A 19,168-nucleotide genomic window follows, 5' to 3' on the forward strand; every position below is an offset into this window, starting at 1 on the left:
CCTCCTATTTGTACCAATTGATTGGTGAAACTATTGGTTGGATCACATCCAATGAGATCGGTTGGATAAGAAGGGATCATACAGCAGAGGTATTTATTCGACATGAAATAGAAGTAAGAATAAGACGTAGCCCATTAATAAATGGTGCTACATTTTTTTTGTCAATTTTCTTCCCGATGCTGATTTCTGAGAATACGGTGTATACAAAATGTATCAATAAAATGATATTGCTACAAGCCTTTCAAAATATATTAAAATCAAGAAAAAATACCTCAAAAATCCTTTGCCCCTGGTCGATATAATATTTATATCTTTACTGGATTTTTATTACAATGAATAAAGTAGAAAAATACTTCGGGGATCGGATTTTGGAGGGAGGGATTTAAGTGAGGTTAAAAAGTATCTTGATTATCGTACTAAGCATTATATCAGGAGTGGCGTCTTATTATTTACTGCTTATGTTCATTTTCCAATTTCCTTCTAGTGGGGGCTGGATTCAAACAGGGAATATGGCGGAATCAATTTTCTCGGGAATTCTTCTAGTAGCAATCAGTGCTAGTTATGTATGGTTGTTAATGAAGCTGAGAAAGCAGAAGGCAATACTGTGTTTTATCAGTATTGTTCTCTTTATATTAGCTTTTTTTTCACCAATTATCATTAACCAAATTATTGAAAATCGGCATGATTATACCGAGAATAAAATTAAGTCTGAGAAAGAAGAGAGAGATATTAATGGACTGTCAGTTTCTTTTAAAAGTAGTAATTTGCCATTTGAGCTTAATGTAGAGAAGAGTATTTTAGGAACGAGTGAAAAAAATGGAGCTCTCGTACTCTATTTCCAGTTAGCTGATACGGAAAGCTTGAGTAAGGTTAATTTAATAAACCTATTTAATTGGCTACCTGATACGGGGGGGGGAATCATATTACATCGTACTAACAAAAGGTTCGGAAGAGTTAGTAAAATACCGTCTAACTTCTGAGGGGCTAGTTGATACATGTTACGATATTAAAATCGGTTTATGTAGTAAGTATGGGATTGAAGGAGAGGGAAATTAGGTATGAAAAAATATATTAGACCGGAAAAGGCACGAAGCTCGCGACGTTCGCGGCTCGTTGTATTGAGAACGAAATACTTATGCACTTAAGGTCGTTGAAGAAGACGCGCAAGGATGTTTCCTTGCATGATCCAATTGGCACAGATAAAGAGGGGAACGAGATCACACTGATCGATATCCTTGGCACGGAAGCCGATGATGTTGTGGACCGTGTGCAGCTTAAGATCGAGAAAAGCAAAATCTATCGCAATCTGGATATACTTGACGATCGGGAACAGGAAGTGATCCGCGGCCGGTTCGGCCTGGATCATGGCGGGGATGAGCGGACACAGCGGGAAATCGCAAAGGAGCTCGGGATCAGCCGCAGCTACGTATCGCGGATTGAGAAGCGGGCGCTGATGAAGCTGTATCATGAGTTTTATAAGGCGAAGCGGTAGATAACACGAAAGTATCGGGAGCTTACAATGTCGATAGCGACGATTGTGAGCTCTTTTTGTTTCCAAAAATCAGGTACAAAGTGGGAACGTGATGATTGAGATATCTTGGAATGATGACATAATAGTATTCTCCTCCTATTTGTACCAATTGATTGGTCAAACTATTGGGTGGACCACATCCAATGAGGTCGGTTGGATAAGGAAGGGTCATACAGCAGAGGCATTTATTCGACATGAAATAGAAGTAAGAAAAAGACGTGGCCCATTAATAAATGGTGCTACACTTTTTTTGTTAATTTCTTCCCGATGCTGATTTCTGAGAACACGTTGTATACAAAATGTATCAACAAAATGATATTGCTACAAGCGTTTCAAAATATATTAAAATCAAGAAAAAATACCTCAAAAATCCTTTGCCCTTGTCGATATAATATTATATTTCGGAAATTGGATTTTGGAGGGAGGGATTTAAGTGAGGTTAAAAAGTATCTTGATTATCGTACTAAGCATTATATCAGGAGTGGCGTCTTATTATTTACTGCTTATGCTCATTTTCCAATTTCCTTCTAGTGGGGTCTGGATTGAAACAGGGAATATGGCGGAATCAATTTTCTCGGGAATTCTTTTAGTAGCAATTAGTGCTAGTTATGTATGGTTGTTAATGAAGCTGAGAAAGCAGAAGGTAATACTGTGTTTTATCAGTATTGTTCTCTTCATATTAGCTTTTTTTTCACCGATTATCATTAGCCAAATTATTCAAGGTCAGAAAGATTATACCGAGGAGCGTATTGAGTCTGAGAAAGAAGAGAGATATATTAATGGACTTTCAGTTTCTTTTAAAAGTAGTAATTTGCCATTTGAGCTTAATGTAGAGAAGAGTATTTTAGGAACGAGTGAAGTAAATGGAACTTACGTACTCTATTTCCAGCTAGCTGATACGGAAAGCTTGAGTAAGGTTAATTTAATAAAACTATTTAATTGGCTACCTGATACGGGAAGTAGATCATATTACATCGTACTAACAAAAGGTTCGGAAGAGTTAGTAAAATACCGTCTAACATCTGAGGGGCTAGTTGAGACATGTTACGATATTAAAATCGGTTTATGTAGTAAGTATGGGATTGAAGGAGAGGAATCTTAGGTCTGAAAAAATAGGATTGTGATTACCGCCGGTAATATTGTTGGTCTATTGCATTGGCAAAGTCGACCGAAACATCAATTCTCAGACTATGAATTTTTGATTAACGATTACATCGTTTCATGTTCACAATGTCAAAAAATTCGACAATACCGGTGAAGACCTCCAGGATTTGATCTCCATCGGCACGATCGGTCTTATCAAGCTATCGAGAGTTTCCAAACGGGAAAAGGCACAAAGCTCGCGACATTCGCGGAGCGTTGTATCGAGAACGAAATACTTATGCATTTGAGGTCGCTGAAGAAGACACGCAAGGATGTTTCCTTGCATGATCCTATTGGTACGGACAAAGAGGGGAACGAGATCACACTGATCGATATCCTTGGCACGGAAGCCGATGATGTCGTAGACCGGGTACAGCTTAAGATCGAGAAAAGCAAAATCTACCGCAATCTGGATATACTTGACGATCGGGAACAGGAAGTGATCCGCGGCCGGTTCGGCCTGGATCATGGCGGGGATGAGCGGACACAGCGGGAAATCGCGAAGGAGCTGGGGATCAGCCGCAGCTACGTGTCGAGGATTGAGAAGCGGGCGCTGATGAAGCTGTATCATGAGTTTTATAAGGCGAAGAAGTAACCTTATACTATTGAAGAAAAAGGACGCATTCGAGATGATCACTCGATCCGCCTTTTTTTTGCCTGTACAATCTTAAATAAAAGAAAATACTTTATTTCACTTTGCATAAAAGTAAAAATCTGATACGATATATGATATAGAATATAGTCTATAGATTTAGTAAGGATTAAAGGGAGGCACTTTTTCATGGACAAATTGATGCTTGATTCCATAGATGCAGCAACACATCTGGATCAACTCGAGGCTGAAGCGATTTATATTATTCGAGAAGTAGCGGCGGAATGTGAAAATCCCGTGATGTTGTACTCGATCGGTAAGGATAGCTCTGTGATGCTGCATTTGGCGCTGAAAGCATTTTATCCGGAGAAGCCGCCGTTTCCTTTCCTGCATATTGATACGACGTGGAAGTTCAAAGAGATGATTGAATTCCGCGACCGCAAGGCGAAAGAATTCGGAATCGAAATGCTTGTTCACTCCAATCAGGAAGGGATTGAGCAAGGGATCAACCCATTCGATCATGGTTCCGCATATACAGATATTATGAAAACCCAAGCATTGAAGCAAGGCTTGGACAAATACGGATTTACAGCTGCTTTTGGCGGCGGAAGACGTGATGAAGAAAAATCACGTGCGAAGGAGCGGATTTTCTCATTCCGTAATAAGAATCATGCCTGGGATCCGAAAAATCAGCGGCCGGAAATGTGGAAGCTTTTCAACACCAGAATTAATAAGGGTGAAAGCATACGCGTATTCCCGATTTCCAACTGGACGGAAAAAGATATTTGGCAATACATTCGCAGAGAGAACATTGATATTGTCCCCCTCTACTTTGCGAAAGAAAGACCAGTCGTCAATCGCGATGGACAGATCATCATGGCGGATGATGAGCGTATGAGGCTTGAGCCAGGTGAGAAGATTGAAATGTTGAAGATGCGGTTTCGCACTTTAGGCTGCTATCCTCTGACTGGCGGCGCCCTGTCAGAAGCGGACTCGCTGGATACTATCATCGAAGAAACACTTGGTGCGGTATCATCCGAACGGACAACAAGGGTTATCGACCAAGAAGAAGCGGGAAGCATGGAAAGACGTAAACGGGAGGGCTATTTCTAAGATGAAGAGTCTGCTTAAATTTATTACTTGTGGAAGTGTAGATGACGGCAAATCCACCTTGATTGGACATATGCTTTATGAGGCTAAGCTTCTGTTCGCCGATCAGGAGAGAGCGCTCGAGCTAGACAGCAGGTTGGGCAGCCGTGGCGGCAAAATTGACTACTCCTTGCTTCTTGACGGGCTGATTGCGGAACGTGAGCAGGGGATTACGATTGATGTGGCTTATCGATATTTTACGACGGATCACCGTTCGTTCATTGTTGCGGACACCCCGGGGCACGAAGAATATACACGTAACATGGCCGTAGGCGCATCCTTTGCTGATCTTGCCGTTATTCTTGTGGACGCAACCAAAGGGATTATTACTCAAACGAAGCGCCATACCCGGATTTGTGCCCTCATGGGGATTAAACATCTGGTTTTGGCGGTAAACAAAATGGATTTGGTGGATTTTGATACGGTTAAATTTGCTGAAATCAAAGAAGAATTCTCTCGCATCACCACTGAATTCCGGTTTGAGAGCATTCAGGTGATCCCTGTTTCTGCAACAGAAGGGGATAACATTACGGCGAAATCGCCCAATACACCTTGGTACAAGGGTCTTGCTTTGCTGCCGTATTTGGAGAGTGTTGATGTTCATACAAGCGACGACGTGAAGCCATTCATGATGCCTATTCAGCGGGTATGCCGACCGGATCACACATTCCGCGGATTCCAAGGCCAGATTGAAGCCGGCAGAATCGCAGTTGGCGATGAACTGATAACTCTGCCTAGCCGTGAGAAGGCGAAGGTTAAAAGAATCTTAGTAACAGACCAAGATAGGAATTCGGCTCATGCCGGACAACCTGTGACTATTCAATTAGATCGGGAAGTCGACGTTTCACGAGGTTGTGTGTTTACGAAGGACAATCAGCTCAAAGAGGCTGACAGCTTTAGCGCTACGATACTTTGGATGGATGATTCTGTCCTGACGCCGGGCAAAGATGTTTTGGTGAAGGTAGGTACGAAGGTTCTTCCAGGTACTGTGACAGCAATTAATTACAAAATCGATGTTAATACAGGCAACACGGTTACAGCTGATCATGTAGTTAAGAATGAAATGGCTAAATGTGAATTTTCATTATCGGATGGTATTGTTTTTGACTCGTTTGAAAAAAATAAAAGCATCGGTGGATTTATTCTCATCGATCGCGTAACGAATATGACATCCGCTTGCGGCGTCATTGACGAAGCTCTTCAAAGTTCTGACAACGTCGTCCGGATCGATACGGAAATCACTAGAGATGCTCGTGCCCAGCAAAAAGGACAGCAGCCATTAACGCTATGGCTTACTAGTTCCGTTCTGGACAACTTGGCTCTTGCGAAGGAAATCGAGAAACGGTTGGTAGCGAGAGGCTACCACACGATGTTGATCGATAATAGATCAGGAGAATCTGTGCAGCAAATCGCGGCTTATGCCACCTTGCTAAACGATGCAGGACTTATTGCATTGGTACCTGCCGGTTCTACGAACGACAATGAACAAGCCATTGCGCATGACATAATTGGTCAAGCCTTTTTGCCAATCGAAGTTGCTGCTTCGATTGAGGAAGCAGCACAAGATGTCGTGAAGCGTGTCGTGAAGACTCTCATTCAAGATAGTTATTCCATATAAAAATATAGAAGTCCTAAGGACTTAATAGACTTTGAGAGCACTGTGTTAATGCAGTGCTCTTTTTCTTTTCTTTCCATAATTAGGTTAATGATATAATGAAAGGGTGGGGCGTGAGTATATGGGCATCTCGGAATGATGAGAGTCAGGCATTGGGGACAAGCCCCTAAGTCAGGCAGAAGGAAGCATCAAGGCACATCTGCACTTATTAAGCGCATCTCGCCCGGCGTATAGGTCGGCGGAAGTCGTGAACATAACAAAGTTAGATAAAAAAGTGCAAAGAATGGAGGACTTATGAAAATAAAAGTATCATTAATAATAGTTCTTATATTATTGTTGCCTTACTTGATAGGCGGTTTCCGCATGCTTGCTGACTGGTATGAACAAGGGAAGATGGAAAAAGAAATACGGGTAGCTTTAGAGAATTATTTAACTAGTTATTGTAATAGCAACATTAGAGTTAATCAGGTGAGGATAGAAAATGTGCCAACAGGATTTATGACTATAGGTGAAGATGATCAAGAATGGGGAGCACAATACGTTGGAGAAGATGGGCGATTAAGAACGTTATGGGGAATTATTTTCAAATATGTCGAATTTGATATTTCTGCTATTGAATGTAGTGAAATTAATGAAAGTGGAATCATATATAAGATTGTTGAATTAGATAGGAATAAACACACTTTTGTGGAAGAATTGGGTACAGAAACAGGATATATAGGAATACGAGAGACAGATATTATTTTAATGAAGGTTTTTGGAGTAGTAATTTTTACTGTGTTCTTAATATCAGTCTCTATTGAATTATTAATTCGATCGTTGAAAAAAGAATGACACTAATTTATTCAAAAAGGCATCGAATCATACAATTTCCTTCAAAGTAAATAATGAATTAGTTAAATTAGAAGATAAGAATAAAGAATATAAATTGATTATTAAACAAAACGGAGTACCGGAAGAGAGCTTATTTAAGATTAGTTAATGAAGAGAGGTAACTTCCGAATCCCCTAAGATTAGAACAAGCTAAAGGGATCGACTTCATGAACACAACAACGTTAGCTGAAAGTCCCCGAAAATTAATAAATATGGAGTGATTATTTTTGAAAAATATTGATAAGATTGAAGCAATTAATGATCTGGAGAATGAAATTATAAATGATAATTTTATTAGTTCCAAACAAAAAGGAAATATAACTGAGAACAGGGTTGTAGAATTGATTACTCTTGGTTCAAGGGGACAATTAACTTGTTATATGCCAAACTCAGATGATGATGGTATTGATATTATAGTAAATCCAAAAGGGAAGTTTAATCCTTTGTTTATTCAAGTAAAAAGCAGATACACATTAAATTCTAAAGGAAAATTCATTCAAAACGTTGGAATTAACACGTTTAATTCCCATATCAATTTTTACATTGTATTTCTTTATTTTAATCAGATTAGTTTAGAAGTTGAGACTATTTGGCTTGTACCATCAATAGAATTTGAATCCAATGCATTTTTAAAGAAAGCTGGAGACACATATAAATCATTTTATAGGATTACAGCAAATCCAGTAAAATCAAATGACAAATGGGAAAAGTATAAAATAGAAAAAAATAAATTAGGATCAAAGATACTAGAGATTTTGCTAGTTTGTCGTGAAGTTGTGACCATCAGCTAACACCCCATTCACCCATCGAACTGCAAATCTCAGTCTACTAACGGTGTTTTGGGGTAGTAGATTCAGTATACAACCCTGCATCGGCTAAGATAAGAGCTATCTAAAGCTCTGGGGTTCGTTAATGCCAGTTGTTAGATGAAAGGGATGTTTAAATGAGTGAAGTGAAATTTCGAATAAGTGAATTTCTAAAATTATTAGAAATAATAAAAAAGATATCAAATAAAAATCAAACTATTGTCAGTTCAACAACTTCTTTACGAACTTATTATGCACAGTTGGTTTTTGAGAAATCATTACTCAATGCTATTAGCATTTCGAAATTAATACCTTCTAATAATGACGAGGAGAGATATAAATATCTTGATGTAAGTTCAATTGCAAGTTTAACTAGAAACTTAATTGAGATTCATCACGTATTTAATTATTTTTGTGAGAGGAATATTACAGAAGAAGAATTCAACTTTCGAATGTATCTTGCTAGTTATCATAGTTCAATGACACAAGATAGAATAATTGATCGACTTGGAATCCCTCCGAAAAATGGTTTGTTTAGTACTGACTTTGTTCAATCTACTATTAAATTGTATCTAGAAAGTAGCACTGTGTTTAGCACTCTTTCGGAGGTTCAGAAGAGAGAGATATTAAAAGGAAAACATGCATTCCTATTTGAAAGAATAAGTAAAAGTATTACTCCAATAACTAAGAAACAAGAATCAGGTGTGTATAACCTGTTGTCCAATTCTGTTCATTCGTATCCATTTGGATTAAATAACTATTCTAACGTGTACGTGAGAGACCACCTTGATAATGTCGGATTAGCGTTTATTTCTATAGAAATTGGAATCCTGTTTCTATCTTCTATTGTAAAAGAATATCTCTTCTTAAGAAAGAAACTTGCAAGTGCATTAAGTAATGAGGAAAAAAGTGAAATTTTAGAGATAAGTAAGATAAACTTATTAGACAGTTGGATGCATGAAAAATTTTAATTTTATGAAAGTCTCTTTGAAGACATTCTCTTCATCTAACACCTTATTCATGCATCGGGCGATCCGGACAACTTTGTATTGGATAAGTTCGGTGGATCCGGGCCAGTGAGGGTTGTGAATACAACCATGTCAGACAGAGAAGGGAAAACTCAAAAAAATCTTAGAAACATCGTTTCTTTTTTACAGTAACACAAAATTCGACAACACCGGAGAAGACCTCGATGATCTGATCTCTACCGGCACTATTGGATGGATTAAGCGATTGAGAGCTTCCAGACGGGGAAAGTCACGAAGCTCGCGACGTTCGCGGCGCGTTGTATCGAGAACGAAATACTTATGCACTTGAGGTCACTGAAGAAGACGCGCAAGAATGTTTCCTTGCATGATCCAATTGGTACGGATAAAGAGGGGAACGAGATCACGTTGATCGATATCCTTGGCACGGAAGCCGATGATGTCGTGGACCGTGTGCAGCTGAAGATTGCGAATGAACTCGGGATTAGCGGGTTGAGAAGTGGGCGCTGATGAAATTGTATCGTGAATTTTATAAGGCGAAAAGAAATAACTAAGGGAATCCCCTGTTGAGATGGTACTTATTCAACTTAACAGGAATTTCTGTTAATAGAATATAGACAAATATTGGGGAAATCGTAGAAGTTCTTTCTTTCTAGTATACTTGTACAAAATTTAATGTTGTTTCGTGTGGGAGGATTCTATTTGCAAGGTGTACATTGTGCATCATGATCTTACAGTACCACGCAGTAAAGTCACGGGATTGATTTTGAAACAAACATGAAGAAATAGAATACTAAGTTGAGTTACAGGTGCTGATAAAGCTGTATCACACTCGAACATTACAATTTAGATATGTTATACTTTCGGTATATGATTGCGATTGGATGGTGAGAGGTTTGAATCGAATTCAAGATTTAAGTAAGTTTATTAAATTAACTGGAGACAGAGCCAAGTTGGATGCAAAAGCAAATGGTACCTACATTGTATATAAGACACGTGAAGGTGAGTTTTTTAAGGAATACAGCAGTGGAGAAATAGAGCGTATGCATGAACAAGGCTCTAAACATGAATGAACCAACCGCAACAATGTTTGTATTTGCCGGTAACAACGGAAGCGGCAAAAGTACAATCAGAAATCTTATTGTAGATCGACTTGGTGTAAGTGTAAATATCGACCCTGATGCCTTGGCTCGAAGAATTGACAGTGAAAATCCTGATCGGCGTAAAATTTCAGCTGGTAAAGATGCAATCAAGTTAGTTAGGGAATGTATAGCGTACCGTAGAGACTTTACAGTTGAAACCACACTCGCAGGTGGCAATGTTATTCGTCAGATGCGTGATGCGAAAGCAAATGGATTTGAAATCATTATGTTTTATGTGGGACTTGGTGATGTTCGTCTAAACATTGAACGTGTTGCAGCTCGAGTTCGAAATGGTGGTCATCATATTGAAACCGCTGACATTCTAAGACGTCATCAGACATCGTTGGAAAATCTACTTGAACACTTGGATCTAATTGATCAATTAATTGTTATTGACAATAGCAGCACTGAAGGCGAAATTATATTGGAAGCTAATCGAGCGACAATAAAATATTATGAAAAATTACTGCCGGATTGGATACGAAGTATTGAACTCCAATTGAAAAGAAGAATAGCTACAAGTTGAATAAACCAATCATTGTCTTTTGACAGTGAATGGTTTATTTTTTTGTAATTACATCGTTTCATGTGTACATTGTCAAAAAATTCGATAACACCGGAAAAGGCATGAAGCTGGCAACGTTCGCGGCTCGTTGTATCGAGAATGAAATACTTATGCATTTAAGATCGCTTAATCTCTCAGCTTTTTTTTGGCTGTGCTTGCCCATATAAATGTTTATTTATCCTTGTCATTTGATATCAAGCTGTCAAAATGTTAATCTGCAATCATGACAAACTCGACTGAAAAGCCAGATGACCTGCTAAGCCGTTTCTCATCTCACATTTTTAGAGTTTCTAGAAGAGGGGACGGCAAAGGATGAAAAATATATTTGACCGCAAACATACGAATGAAATTTTAGCTCGTATCAATAAGCTGGACGCTCATTCAGAGCCTCATTGGGGAAAGATGAATGTTGCTCAAATGCTGGCGCACTGCTCTGCATTCCAGGACATTGCCTCCGGTGTTACTTTCCCAAAGAGAAGCTGGTTAGGGGTCGTTGTTGGAGGGTTTGCGAAATCGATTGTTTATAATGACAAGCCATTACCTCGCAATATGTCAACAATTCCGACCATTTTAATTGCAGACAAAAGAGATTTTGAAAAGGAAAAAGAATTACTGAAACAAAAAACAGACGTATTTCAGCGAAATGGACCAGAGAGGTGTACGACTTATCCCCATCCTTTCTTTGGTAAGCTCACAAGCGAGCAGTGGGGCATCTGTATCTATAAGCACTTGGATCATCATTTAAAGCAGTTTGGCGTTTAAGTGACCCCAATATCCTTCTACATCCATGATCTTATGAATATATTTCGTAGTAAGAAATCGGATGAAGATTGATGAAGGAGTTGGGAAAGTGGAGGCTTATTCGACTGGTTCTGCTTTATATACAGGTAACGCGCTGAGTATGCAAAGGATTGAAGATTTTATCGCTTTTATCCGGCAAGCAAATGAGCTTCTTCAGACGGAATCAGATCTGTCTCCTGATAATTCATTAGTTAAAAGCATAATTAGCCATCTTTCACTTCAGCTGCGATCCAGCTATTTACCTGAGGAAGTACAAGCTGTTCTAAGCCATGCGTATATTCAATTGAACCAGCGAAGCTTGCAAAACAAGTTGTCAGAAGCTGAATTTCTAACTGAGATAAGCGATTGCCGTCACTTTTGCAAGTCCGAAGTTCCCGGCTTGGATCGTGTGACAAGGTTGCCGAATTGGAACATTTACATGGCTCTGGTTAGCCAGGAACTGTCCATACTGCGTCAGATCATTCAACAGAATCCCCATATAGGGAAGTCGCCCGTTGTTTTCGTAGGCAGCGGGCCAATGCCGTTAAGTCCTATTATTCTGCACCTGCTCGGTAATGTGGAGGTTATCTGCCTGGAAATAGATGCTGTGGCTTATGATGCCTCCTGTACCTTACTTGAGCATTTAGGTTTAGCGAATAAAGTTAAGGTTGTAATGGAGAATGGATCCGAGTTCGATTATAGCTCTTATAGCCGGATCTTTGTGGCTAGTCTCGTCCGAAACAAGCGGGCTGTACTGAGGCAAATTAGCAGCACTTCATCCGCTCCATTAGTAGCTGTTCGTACGGCAGAGGGGATGCGGCAGATCATGTATGAAGCAGTGGATGAGTCGCAGTTGAATGAAATGGGCTGGCAGATTGCAGGACGAACGTACCCTGTAGAAAATCTGGTCATCAACTCCACTTTGTTTCTTGAACGTGTGACCAATACGAACTGATAAGACGACCACATGAGAGTGTATACTCCGTGTGGTTGTTTTTTAAGTTCAAATCGCCAAAAATGAAACGGTGTTGTTAAAGGATGAAGCTTTGAGTCAAATTCAGAAGGAAAAGGCACAAGCAATGAAACAATTAACGGAGCAGGTTGACGGCATATCGGAAATGATTGTAGTCAAACAACAGGTATGGGTGCTGAACCAAGTGAAGGCACTAATAAAGTGCATTGATTTCACACAATGGCTCGTGCTTGATTTTAATAATAAGTTGGTTATAATAGGTTTATGTGATTAAACAAATGAACGAGAGGGGGCGGAATATGAGCGAGAGTACGGAGCATATTGTGCAACAATTCAAGGAAAGTATTCCGCTGCTGGAAGTGCTGACTGATGAAAAACGTCAAGCCATCATTTTATTGCTTGCACAGCATAAAGCGGGACTTAATGTTAATGCTATAGCGGAGCAAATAAATTTGTCCAGACCTGCCATCTCCCATCATTTGAAGGTTTTAAAGCAGTCAGGCTATGTGAGCTATGAAAAAAAGAGCGTAGAAAATCACTATACATTAACGCTGCGCAAACCACTTGAACAGCTTAAATTATTAATTGCAGCCATTGAAGCCCAGTGTAACAGTTCTTCTTAAGCAGTAATGACTAAGAAGAATATTTTTTCTTCATTTGGTTTATATGTTTAAACGAATAATCATAAATGGAGTGATTGTCATGAAGGCCATGATCATTGAGAAATACGGAAAAAATGTTCCTTTAACAATGTCTGAAAAGCCAATGCCCACTATCGGAGAACATGATGTGTTGGTCGAAATTTATGCAGCAAGCTTAAATCCTATCGACTTTAAAATCAAAGAGGGAAAAGCAAAATTTCTGCTAAAGTACGAGCTGCCATTAATTTTAGGAAATGATTTTGCCGGAGTTGTAGTCGAGGTTGGTGAGAGGGTAAGTGCGTTTAAGCCAGGAGATGAAGTTTACGGCAGACCCCGCAAAGGCAGAATCGGGACATTAGCCGAATATATTGCTATTCATGAAGAGGATATTGCGCTGAAGCCTCGGAACCTAAGCTTCGAAGAAGCGGCATCGATACCGCTGGTTGGACTTACGACTTATCAAGCTTTTCACGATATCATGAAGCTCCAAAAAGGCCAAAAAATATTAATTCACGCCGGATCAGGAGGCGTAGGCACGTTTGCCATCCAGCTTGCTAAATTGATGGGAGCTTACGTAGCGACAACTGCCAGCGATAAAGGCTATGATTTAGTCCAATCACTTGGTGCTGATCAAATCGTTAATTATCGGAAAGAAAATTTCGAAGAATTGCTGTCTGGATACGATGCTGTGTATGATACGTTAGGCGGTACAGTATTGAAAAAATCTTTTCAAGTACTGAAACCAAACGGGAAAATCGTATCGGTGTCCGGCTTGCCAAACGCAAGATTCGGAAAAGAAGCAAAAATAGGCTGGCTAAAGACATTCCTTTTATCCATCGTTAGCCGTAAAATTACAGCTCTTGAGAAGAAAAGCGGAACGACCTATCACTTCCTCTTTATGAAACCAAGCGGCGCGCAATTAAAGATAATCAGCGAATTTATCGAAAAGGGTCAAATTAAACCTGTCATTGATAAGGTGTTTGATTTTAAAGATGCCGCGCTGGCGCTTCATTATTTGGAGGGTGGCAGTGCGAAAGGGAAGGTGGTTGTTAGAATTAAGGAAAGATAGCTCGTTGTATCGACAATGAGATTTTAATGCATATAAGCCCGTAGTTCGCTAATACGCGAATTGCGGGCTCTCTTATTCTTAATCAGATAACAATTCACTATTAAGTTTGCAGTTGTACAATATCACTTTTATGTATAGCTATACTATTGTGATAGTAAAGTAATAAATTACACATTTCTTCAAGAGGTTGGCGAGAGTCGATTAACGTTATATCATTTTATCAATGATAAGCAATACGGCGGTGACGGACAGATTGGCTTATCGATAACCAATCATTACCTATAGAAAGAGCACTTGAAAAAAGTGTTCTTTCTATGGGTATTTTTTTATAGACTCTGTAATCCCATTTTACGGATGAGTATACAAGACTGATATATAGAGATCGAAATGCCAGATTTACGGTGCTTTTTGACTTTTTTGAGCATGATAGTTCCTCCCTTATATCAGCTTCTAGTAATATATGCTTTCTATTAAAATTGGCGATTCTAGGAAGATTGAGGGACTTTCAAATAATAGTAAAAACTATATGACTGAACGCGTATAATGAAGCCATGTGGTTCTTGTGTTCCCCATATTTTATTGGCAGATTCAAATCAATCAAAAGGAGATTTAGTATATGAAAGTGACTTTGGCTTTTTTAATGATCGTATTGCTTTGTGCTTGCGGGAGCAATACGCAGGATTTGTCCTCAGTGGTTCCCATGATAAATAAAGTGAGTTTTTCGAACCAACAAGCTGCCATTCATTATCCTGAAATTACGAATCTGGATAGACCAGAACAGACTGAAAAGTTGAATGAAGTTTTGAAGAGTGATGCCATGCAAATAGTAGATTACTTTGGTGGAAATGAACAATCGAACGAGTTGGATGCTGATTATTTTTCCAAGCTATTGGGGGATAAATTAATCAGTGTTGCTTATACAGGATCAAGCTATGTAAAGGGTGGAGCGTATCCTAGAAGTATTTTCGTTACAACGAATCTAGATTTAACGAAAGAGAAAAAGATAGTCTTGAAGGACATCGTGAGAATAGATGATGAGTTTATTGCGTTGTTGCGAGGAGCGAAGTATGTTCCGTATGATTCTGAATTAGTTGTTGAGGAAGAAGCAAGGGAGGAATTAAGCAGCTATTCTAACGAGCAACTGATTGCATTCTTCAATCAGTCTGACGTAATAAGCGATACGAATGAATTAAGCGTATTCACTTATTTTACGAAAGATTCGCTAGGCATAAGCTTTAACGTACCACATGCACTTGGAGACCATGCAGAATTTGAAATTACATATAGCGAGCTTAACGATCACTTTCTAACTGAGAACAAATTATGGAGCAAGGGATAATGAATCGAGAAAAATGATAGATTAGAAATAGACTGAAGAGGAAACAAGAATAAGTAACAGGGGGGCTTGTTATTAGAAAAGTTATAATGATTTTACTGGCTCTTTGTCTATTAATGGTTTCTATTATTGGTTATTTCTATGTTGAAAATAGTAATTTAATAACATTAGAAGAACCAGTGAGCATAGATTCTAGTATTGATTTAACGGGTACATGGTGGTTTATGGCTGCTAATTCAGATGATGAAAATTTAATGAAATATGGAATTTCAACAGATGGTATCGATTTTGAACAACATAATGTGGTTGTATCAAACGGAAGGGAGATTCAGAAGATGAGCTTTGTTCGTTCAGATAAATTTCCTTTTAGACGTACGCATTTTGCTAAAGTCCTTTTGAAGAAGGAAATTCATAAACGCACATGGTTTGTATATAAAATGAAGAAGATGGAGGTTTATATGGATGAAAGGTATTTCCATGGAAACATTCAGATAAGCAAATAAGTTTGTTACATAGATTTCGATGTTCAAGGTGAGAGTATCAATTTGACGGTTTCGAACTACGGTGACTATGTGAGTCAGAAACAAGGGGCCGGGATATTTCCTTTCCAAAAAATAGTCTATATAAGCAAACAATAATAAGAGCACACCGATTTCCGGTGTGTTTTTTTGTCTATGCTCACTTAATTTTGGCAAATATCTGTCGGATCTTCAGGTAATAATAGGTAGGTCGAAGGTTTGGTTCCCCTTATCGTTGTTTATCACTAAACCGCGAAATTGTCGTATTTGGTATAGACTTCAAATACATCCGGCTTACAAATAAATCAGGAGGTTCACACACTATGTTGTTATTCATCGTACTTGCAGCTATCGTTGTGCTGCTATTGCTTATTACGGTTGCAAAGCTTAATCCCTTCGTCGCGTTGATTATTACAGCAATTGGAGCGGGACTCGCCGCTGGCATGCCGATCTTGGCTACAGAGGATCAGCCGGGCATTATCGATTCCATCAAGACAGGGATGGGCAATACGCTTGGATTTCTGGCAATTGTCTTGGCATTAGGCACCATGCTGGGCAAAATGATGGCCGAGTCGGGCGGAGCAGAGCGGATTGCCAAAACGCTCATCGGCTTGTTCGGTGAACGCAGAGTTCATTGGGCGATGATGTGCGTCGCATTTATCGTCGGCATTCCGGTTTTTTTTCAGGTTGGCTTCGTATTGCTAATTCCGCTTCTGTTCACGATATCCAGGCAAACTGGACTCTCACTGGTGAAAATAGGCGTTCCCCTCGTAGCTGGCTTGTCTGTCGTTCATGGCCTTGTTCCACCGCATCCTGCAGCGATGGCAGCTGTCGGCATATTTAATGCGGATATCGGCCTGACGATTTTATATGCCGTCATCGTCGGTTTACCAACTGCTATTGTCGCTGGCCCGTTGTACGGCAATTGGATCGGCAGCCGCATACATAAAGAGGTCCCGAAGGGAATGGGCGAACATTTAACCGAAAATGCGGATACGAAGCAGCTTCCGGGCTTCGCCAATACATTGATTACGATTCTGATTCCGGTATTCTTGATGCTGATTGCGACGTTTGCGGACGTTTTTCTCGAAAGCGGTACGCTCTCTAAAGACGACGCTCTATTTCTGGCGGCCAAGTTTGTCGGCGATCCTGTCGTTGCGCTGCTGATCGCTACGGTGTATTCCTTTTTCAGTTTAGGTTATTTTAGAGGAATCAGCCGGGACAAGGTATTGAAATTTACGAATGATTGCTTGGCACCTACAGCGACTATTCTTCTCGTTATCGGCGCAGGGGGTGCGTTCAATCGAGTGCTGCTCGATTCCGGCATTGGCGATTACATTGCCGATCTGGCAACCTCCTCCAACGTCTCTCCCATACTGCTCGGTTGGGGAATTGCGGCGATGATTCGTATTGCGACAGGCTCAGCCACCGTATCGATGATGACGGCCGCAGGAATTGTGGCTCCAATTGCTGAGGCTATGCCTGGCACCAGCGTCGAACTGTTAGTACTGGCTACCGGCTCCGGCTCGCTCATTTTATCGCATGTGAATGACTCGGGCTTTTGGCTTATTAAGGAGTATTTCGGTATGAGCGTGAAGGAAACGCTGCTCACCTGGACTGCCCTTGAGACCATTATTTCAGTCGTTGCGCTTGCGCTTATTCTGGTATTGAACAGCTTGATCTAGAGGCAGAGATGGGATAGGCTAGCGGAGAGGAGCTTTATAGAAGAACAAATGGAAATACCCTCTCCGGCAGGTGATAGCGCTGCTCCGCAATGAGTTCCGTGGACGCCGAGTCTCGTCTTGCCTGAAGATTGATACAAACAGGAGTGAAAGAGCAGTGACTGATTCATACATAATGGGAGTCGATATCGGTACGACCAGCACCAAATCCGTCCTTTTCAATAAGTTGGGCAAGCTTCTGACAAGCCATACCATAGAATACCCGTTATATTCACCAAAGCCGGATGTTGCGGAACAGGACCCTGAGGAGATATTTCGGGCTGTTATCGGCACGATCAAACAAGTCGTCACAGATAGTCGCGTTCAGCCTTCCAGCATTCTGTGCGTTTCGTTCAGTTCCGCTATGCACAGTGTCATTGCAGTGGATGGGAGCGGACAACCGCTGACACGATGCATAACTTGGGCAGATAACCGCAGTACACTCTGGACGGAGCGAATCAAAAACGAAATGAACGGACATCAGATTTATTTGCGCACGGGAACGCCTCTCCATCCGATGTCCCCGCTGTCCAAGCTGACGTGGCTAAGACATGCAGAGCCGGAGCTGTTCAACCGGACGCATAAATTTATTTCAATCAAGGAATATGTGTTTTACAAACTGTTCAACGAATATGTCATCGATTACTCGATCGCTTCCGCCACCGGCTTGTTTAATCTGGAACGGCTGGCATGGGATGAGGAAGCGCTGCAGGTTGCAGGCGTAACAGCGGACAAGCTGTCTGTACCGGTTCCGACCACGCACCAGCTTCGCGGATTGGACACCAAATGGGCTGCCGATATGAATTTGCCGGCCTCTATTCCTTTTGTGGTGGGGGCGAGCGACGGCGTTTTGTCCAATCTGGGCGTAAACGCCATCGATCCGGGTACGGTAGCCGTCACTATAGGAACGAGCGGTGCCATTCGCACGGTAACAGACCGTCCGGTAACGGATCCAAAAGGCAGAATTTTTTGCTATGCGCTCACGGAGAATATGTGGGTAATCGGCGGCCCCGTTAATAATGGGGGAATGATTTTCCGCTGGCTGCGCGATCAGCTTTGCTCCTCTGAGTCGGAGACAGCGCTCCGATTGGGCAAAGAGCCTTATGAGCTGCTGACCGAAATTGCCTCGCTTGTTCCGGCGGGTGCAGATGGATTGTTATTCCACCCGTACTTGGCGGGGGAGAGGGCTCCGCTATGGGATGCTAATGCAAGGGGTTCGTTTTTCGGCCTTGGCCTGCATCACAAGAAGCAGCATATGATTCGAGCTGTGCTGGAAGGTGTGATTTTCAACCTTTTCACTGTCTATATGGCTTTGGAGGAGCTGATCGGTCATCCGACTAAAATCCAGGCGACAGGCGGATTCGCACGCTCCGAGCTGTGGCGCCAGATGATGGCGGACATTTTCGATCAGGAGGTACAGGTGCCGGAAAGCTTCGAAAGCTCTTGCTTGGGAGCTGCGATTCTTGGCTTGTACAGCTTAGGAGAGGTTGACTCGCTGCATGTCGTTTCGACGATGATGGGCACCTCGCATAAGCATTTGCCGAACAAAGAAAATGTTGAGCGCTATAAGGAGCTGAGCCGGATATTCGTCCGGATGTCGCGGCTGCTTTCCGAGGAGTACGGACATATCGCGGAATATCAGAAGAAGTGGATGTAAGCGGAAAAATAGTAGAGCGGCAGGCCGGAGGGAACGGCTTTGCCGTTTTTTTATTGATGAATAAAATCATA

The 19,168-nt window shown here is 41.0% G+C and carries 17 protein-coding genes and 4 pseudogenes; all 21 read left to right on the top strand.

Going from position 1 to position 19,168, the window contains the following annotated elements:
- Positions 1–386: 386 nt before the first annotated feature.
- Positions 387–980: a hypothetical protein gene (locus IEX98_RS25190; protein WP_188892462.1), complete on the top strand. Its 594-nt coding sequence runs from the start codon at positions 387–389 to the stop codon at positions 978–980.
- A 95-nt stretch (positions 981–1,075) separates the two neighbouring features.
- Positions 1,076–1,492 (top strand): annotated as a pseudogene (locus tag IEX98_RS25195) (sigma-70 family RNA polymerase sigma factor); the annotation flags it as partial.
- A gap of 472 nt (positions 1,493–1,964) precedes the next feature.
- Positions 1,965–2,633, top strand: a complete 669-nt coding sequence (locus IEX98_RS25200; RefSeq protein WP_188892463.1) for a hypothetical protein — start codon at positions 1,965–1,967, stop codon at positions 2,631–2,633.
- 106 nt (positions 2,634–2,739) lie between these two features.
- A pseudogene (gene sigK / locus IEX98_RS25205) lies at positions 2,740–3,269 on the top strand (RNA polymerase sporulation sigma factor SigK).
- Positions 3,270–3,455: 186 nt separating this feature from the next.
- Positions 3,456–4,379 carry a sulfate adenylyltransferase subunit CysD gene (cysD, locus tag IEX98_RS25210; RefSeq protein WP_268237843.1) on the top strand — a complete coding sequence of 308 codons (924 nt, stop codon included), beginning with the start codon at positions 3,456–3,458 and terminating at the stop codon, positions 4,377–4,379.
- Between the two features lies 1 nt (position 4,380).
- Positions 4,381–6,033 carry a GTP-binding protein gene (locus IEX98_RS25215; protein WP_188892464.1) on the top strand — a complete coding sequence of 551 codons (1,653 nt, stop codon included), beginning with the start codon at positions 4,381–4,383 and terminating at the stop codon, positions 6,031–6,033.
- 291 nt (positions 6,034–6,324) lie between these two features.
- Positions 6,325–6,864 carry a hypothetical protein gene (locus IEX98_RS25220; RefSeq protein WP_188892465.1) on the top strand — a complete coding sequence of 180 codons (540 nt, stop codon included), beginning with the start codon at positions 6,325–6,327 and terminating at the stop codon, positions 6,862–6,864.
- Positions 6,865–7,130: 266 nt separating this feature from the next.
- Entirely contained in the window at positions 7,131–7,694 is a 564-nt protein-coding gene (locus tag IEX98_RS25225; protein WP_188892466.1) for a hypothetical protein, read from the top strand.
- A 152-nt stretch (positions 7,695–7,846) separates the two neighbouring features.
- Positions 7,847–8,680 carry a hypothetical protein gene (locus IEX98_RS25230; RefSeq protein ID WP_188892467.1) on the top strand — a complete coding sequence of 278 codons (834 nt, stop codon included), beginning with the start codon at positions 7,847–7,849 and terminating at the stop codon, positions 8,678–8,680.
- Between the two features lie 193 nt (positions 8,681–8,873).
- A pseudogene (locus IEX98_RS25235) lies at positions 8,874–9,249 on the top strand (sigma factor); the annotation flags it as partial.
- Positions 9,250–9,591: 342 nt separating this feature from the next.
- On the top strand, positions 9,592–9,768 hold the full coding sequence (locus tag IEX98_RS25240; RefSeq protein WP_188892468.1) for a hypothetical protein: 177 nt from the start codon (positions 9,592–9,594) through the stop codon (positions 9,766–9,768).
- Positions 9,761–10,363 carry a zeta toxin family protein gene (locus IEX98_RS25245; protein ID WP_188892469.1) on the top strand — a complete coding sequence of 201 codons (603 nt, stop codon included), beginning with the start codon at positions 9,761–9,763 and terminating at the stop codon, positions 10,361–10,363. Before IEX98_RS25240 ends, IEX98_RS25245 begins: the two co-directional genes overlap by 8 nt.
- A gap of 65 nt (positions 10,364–10,428) precedes the next feature.
- Positions 10,429–10,530, top strand: a pseudogene (locus tag IEX98_RS29580) (RNA polymerase subunit sigma-70); the annotation flags it as partial.
- A 184-nt stretch (positions 10,531–10,714) separates the two neighbouring features.
- On the top strand, positions 10,715–11,164 hold the full coding sequence (locus IEX98_RS25255; RefSeq protein ID WP_188892470.1) for a DUF1569 domain-containing protein: 450 nt from the start codon (positions 10,715–10,717) through the stop codon (positions 11,162–11,164).
- Positions 11,165–11,252: 88 nt separating this feature from the next.
- Entirely contained in the window at positions 11,253–12,137 is an 885-nt protein-coding gene (locus IEX98_RS25260; protein ID WP_188892471.1) for a nicotianamine synthase family protein, read from the top strand.
- Between the two features lie 317 nt (positions 12,138–12,454).
- On the top strand, positions 12,455–12,778 hold the full coding sequence (locus IEX98_RS25265) for an ArsR/SmtB family transcription factor (protein WP_188892472.1): 324 nt from the start codon (positions 12,455–12,457) through the stop codon (positions 12,776–12,778).
- A 79-nt stretch (positions 12,779–12,857) separates the two neighbouring features.
- Positions 12,858–13,865, top strand: coding sequence for an NADP-dependent oxidoreductase (locus IEX98_RS25270; protein ID WP_188892473.1), 1,008 nt, complete (start codon positions 12,858–12,860; stop codon positions 13,863–13,865).
- Positions 13,866–14,481: 616 nt separating this feature from the next.
- Complete coding sequence (locus IEX98_RS25275; RefSeq protein WP_188892474.1) at positions 14,482–15,204, top strand: hypothetical protein; 723 nt, start codon at positions 14,482–14,484, stop codon at positions 15,202–15,204.
- Between the two features lie 86 nt (positions 15,205–15,290).
- Positions 15,291–15,704 carry a hypothetical protein gene (locus IEX98_RS25280; protein ID WP_188892475.1) on the top strand — a complete coding sequence of 138 codons (414 nt, stop codon included), beginning with the start codon at positions 15,291–15,293 and terminating at the stop codon, positions 15,702–15,704.
- 338 nt (positions 15,705–16,042) lie between these two features.
- Positions 16,043–17,404 (top strand): GntP family permease, encoded by a 1,362-nt coding sequence (locus IEX98_RS25285; RefSeq protein WP_188892476.1) that lies wholly within the window; start codon positions 16,043–16,045, stop codon positions 17,402–17,404.
- Between the two features lie 172 nt (positions 17,405–17,576).
- Positions 17,577–19,097, top strand: coding sequence for a gluconokinase (gene gntK, locus IEX98_RS25290; protein WP_188892524.1), 1,521 nt, complete (start codon positions 17,577–17,579; stop codon positions 19,095–19,097).
- Positions 19,098–19,168 lie beyond the last annotated feature (71 nt).

Source organism: Paenibacillus radicis (ex Gao et al. 2016), from assembly GCF_014641555.1.
GTDB classification, from domain to species: Bacteria; Bacillota; Bacilli; order Paenibacillales; family Paenibacillaceae; genus Pristimantibacillus; species Pristimantibacillus radicis.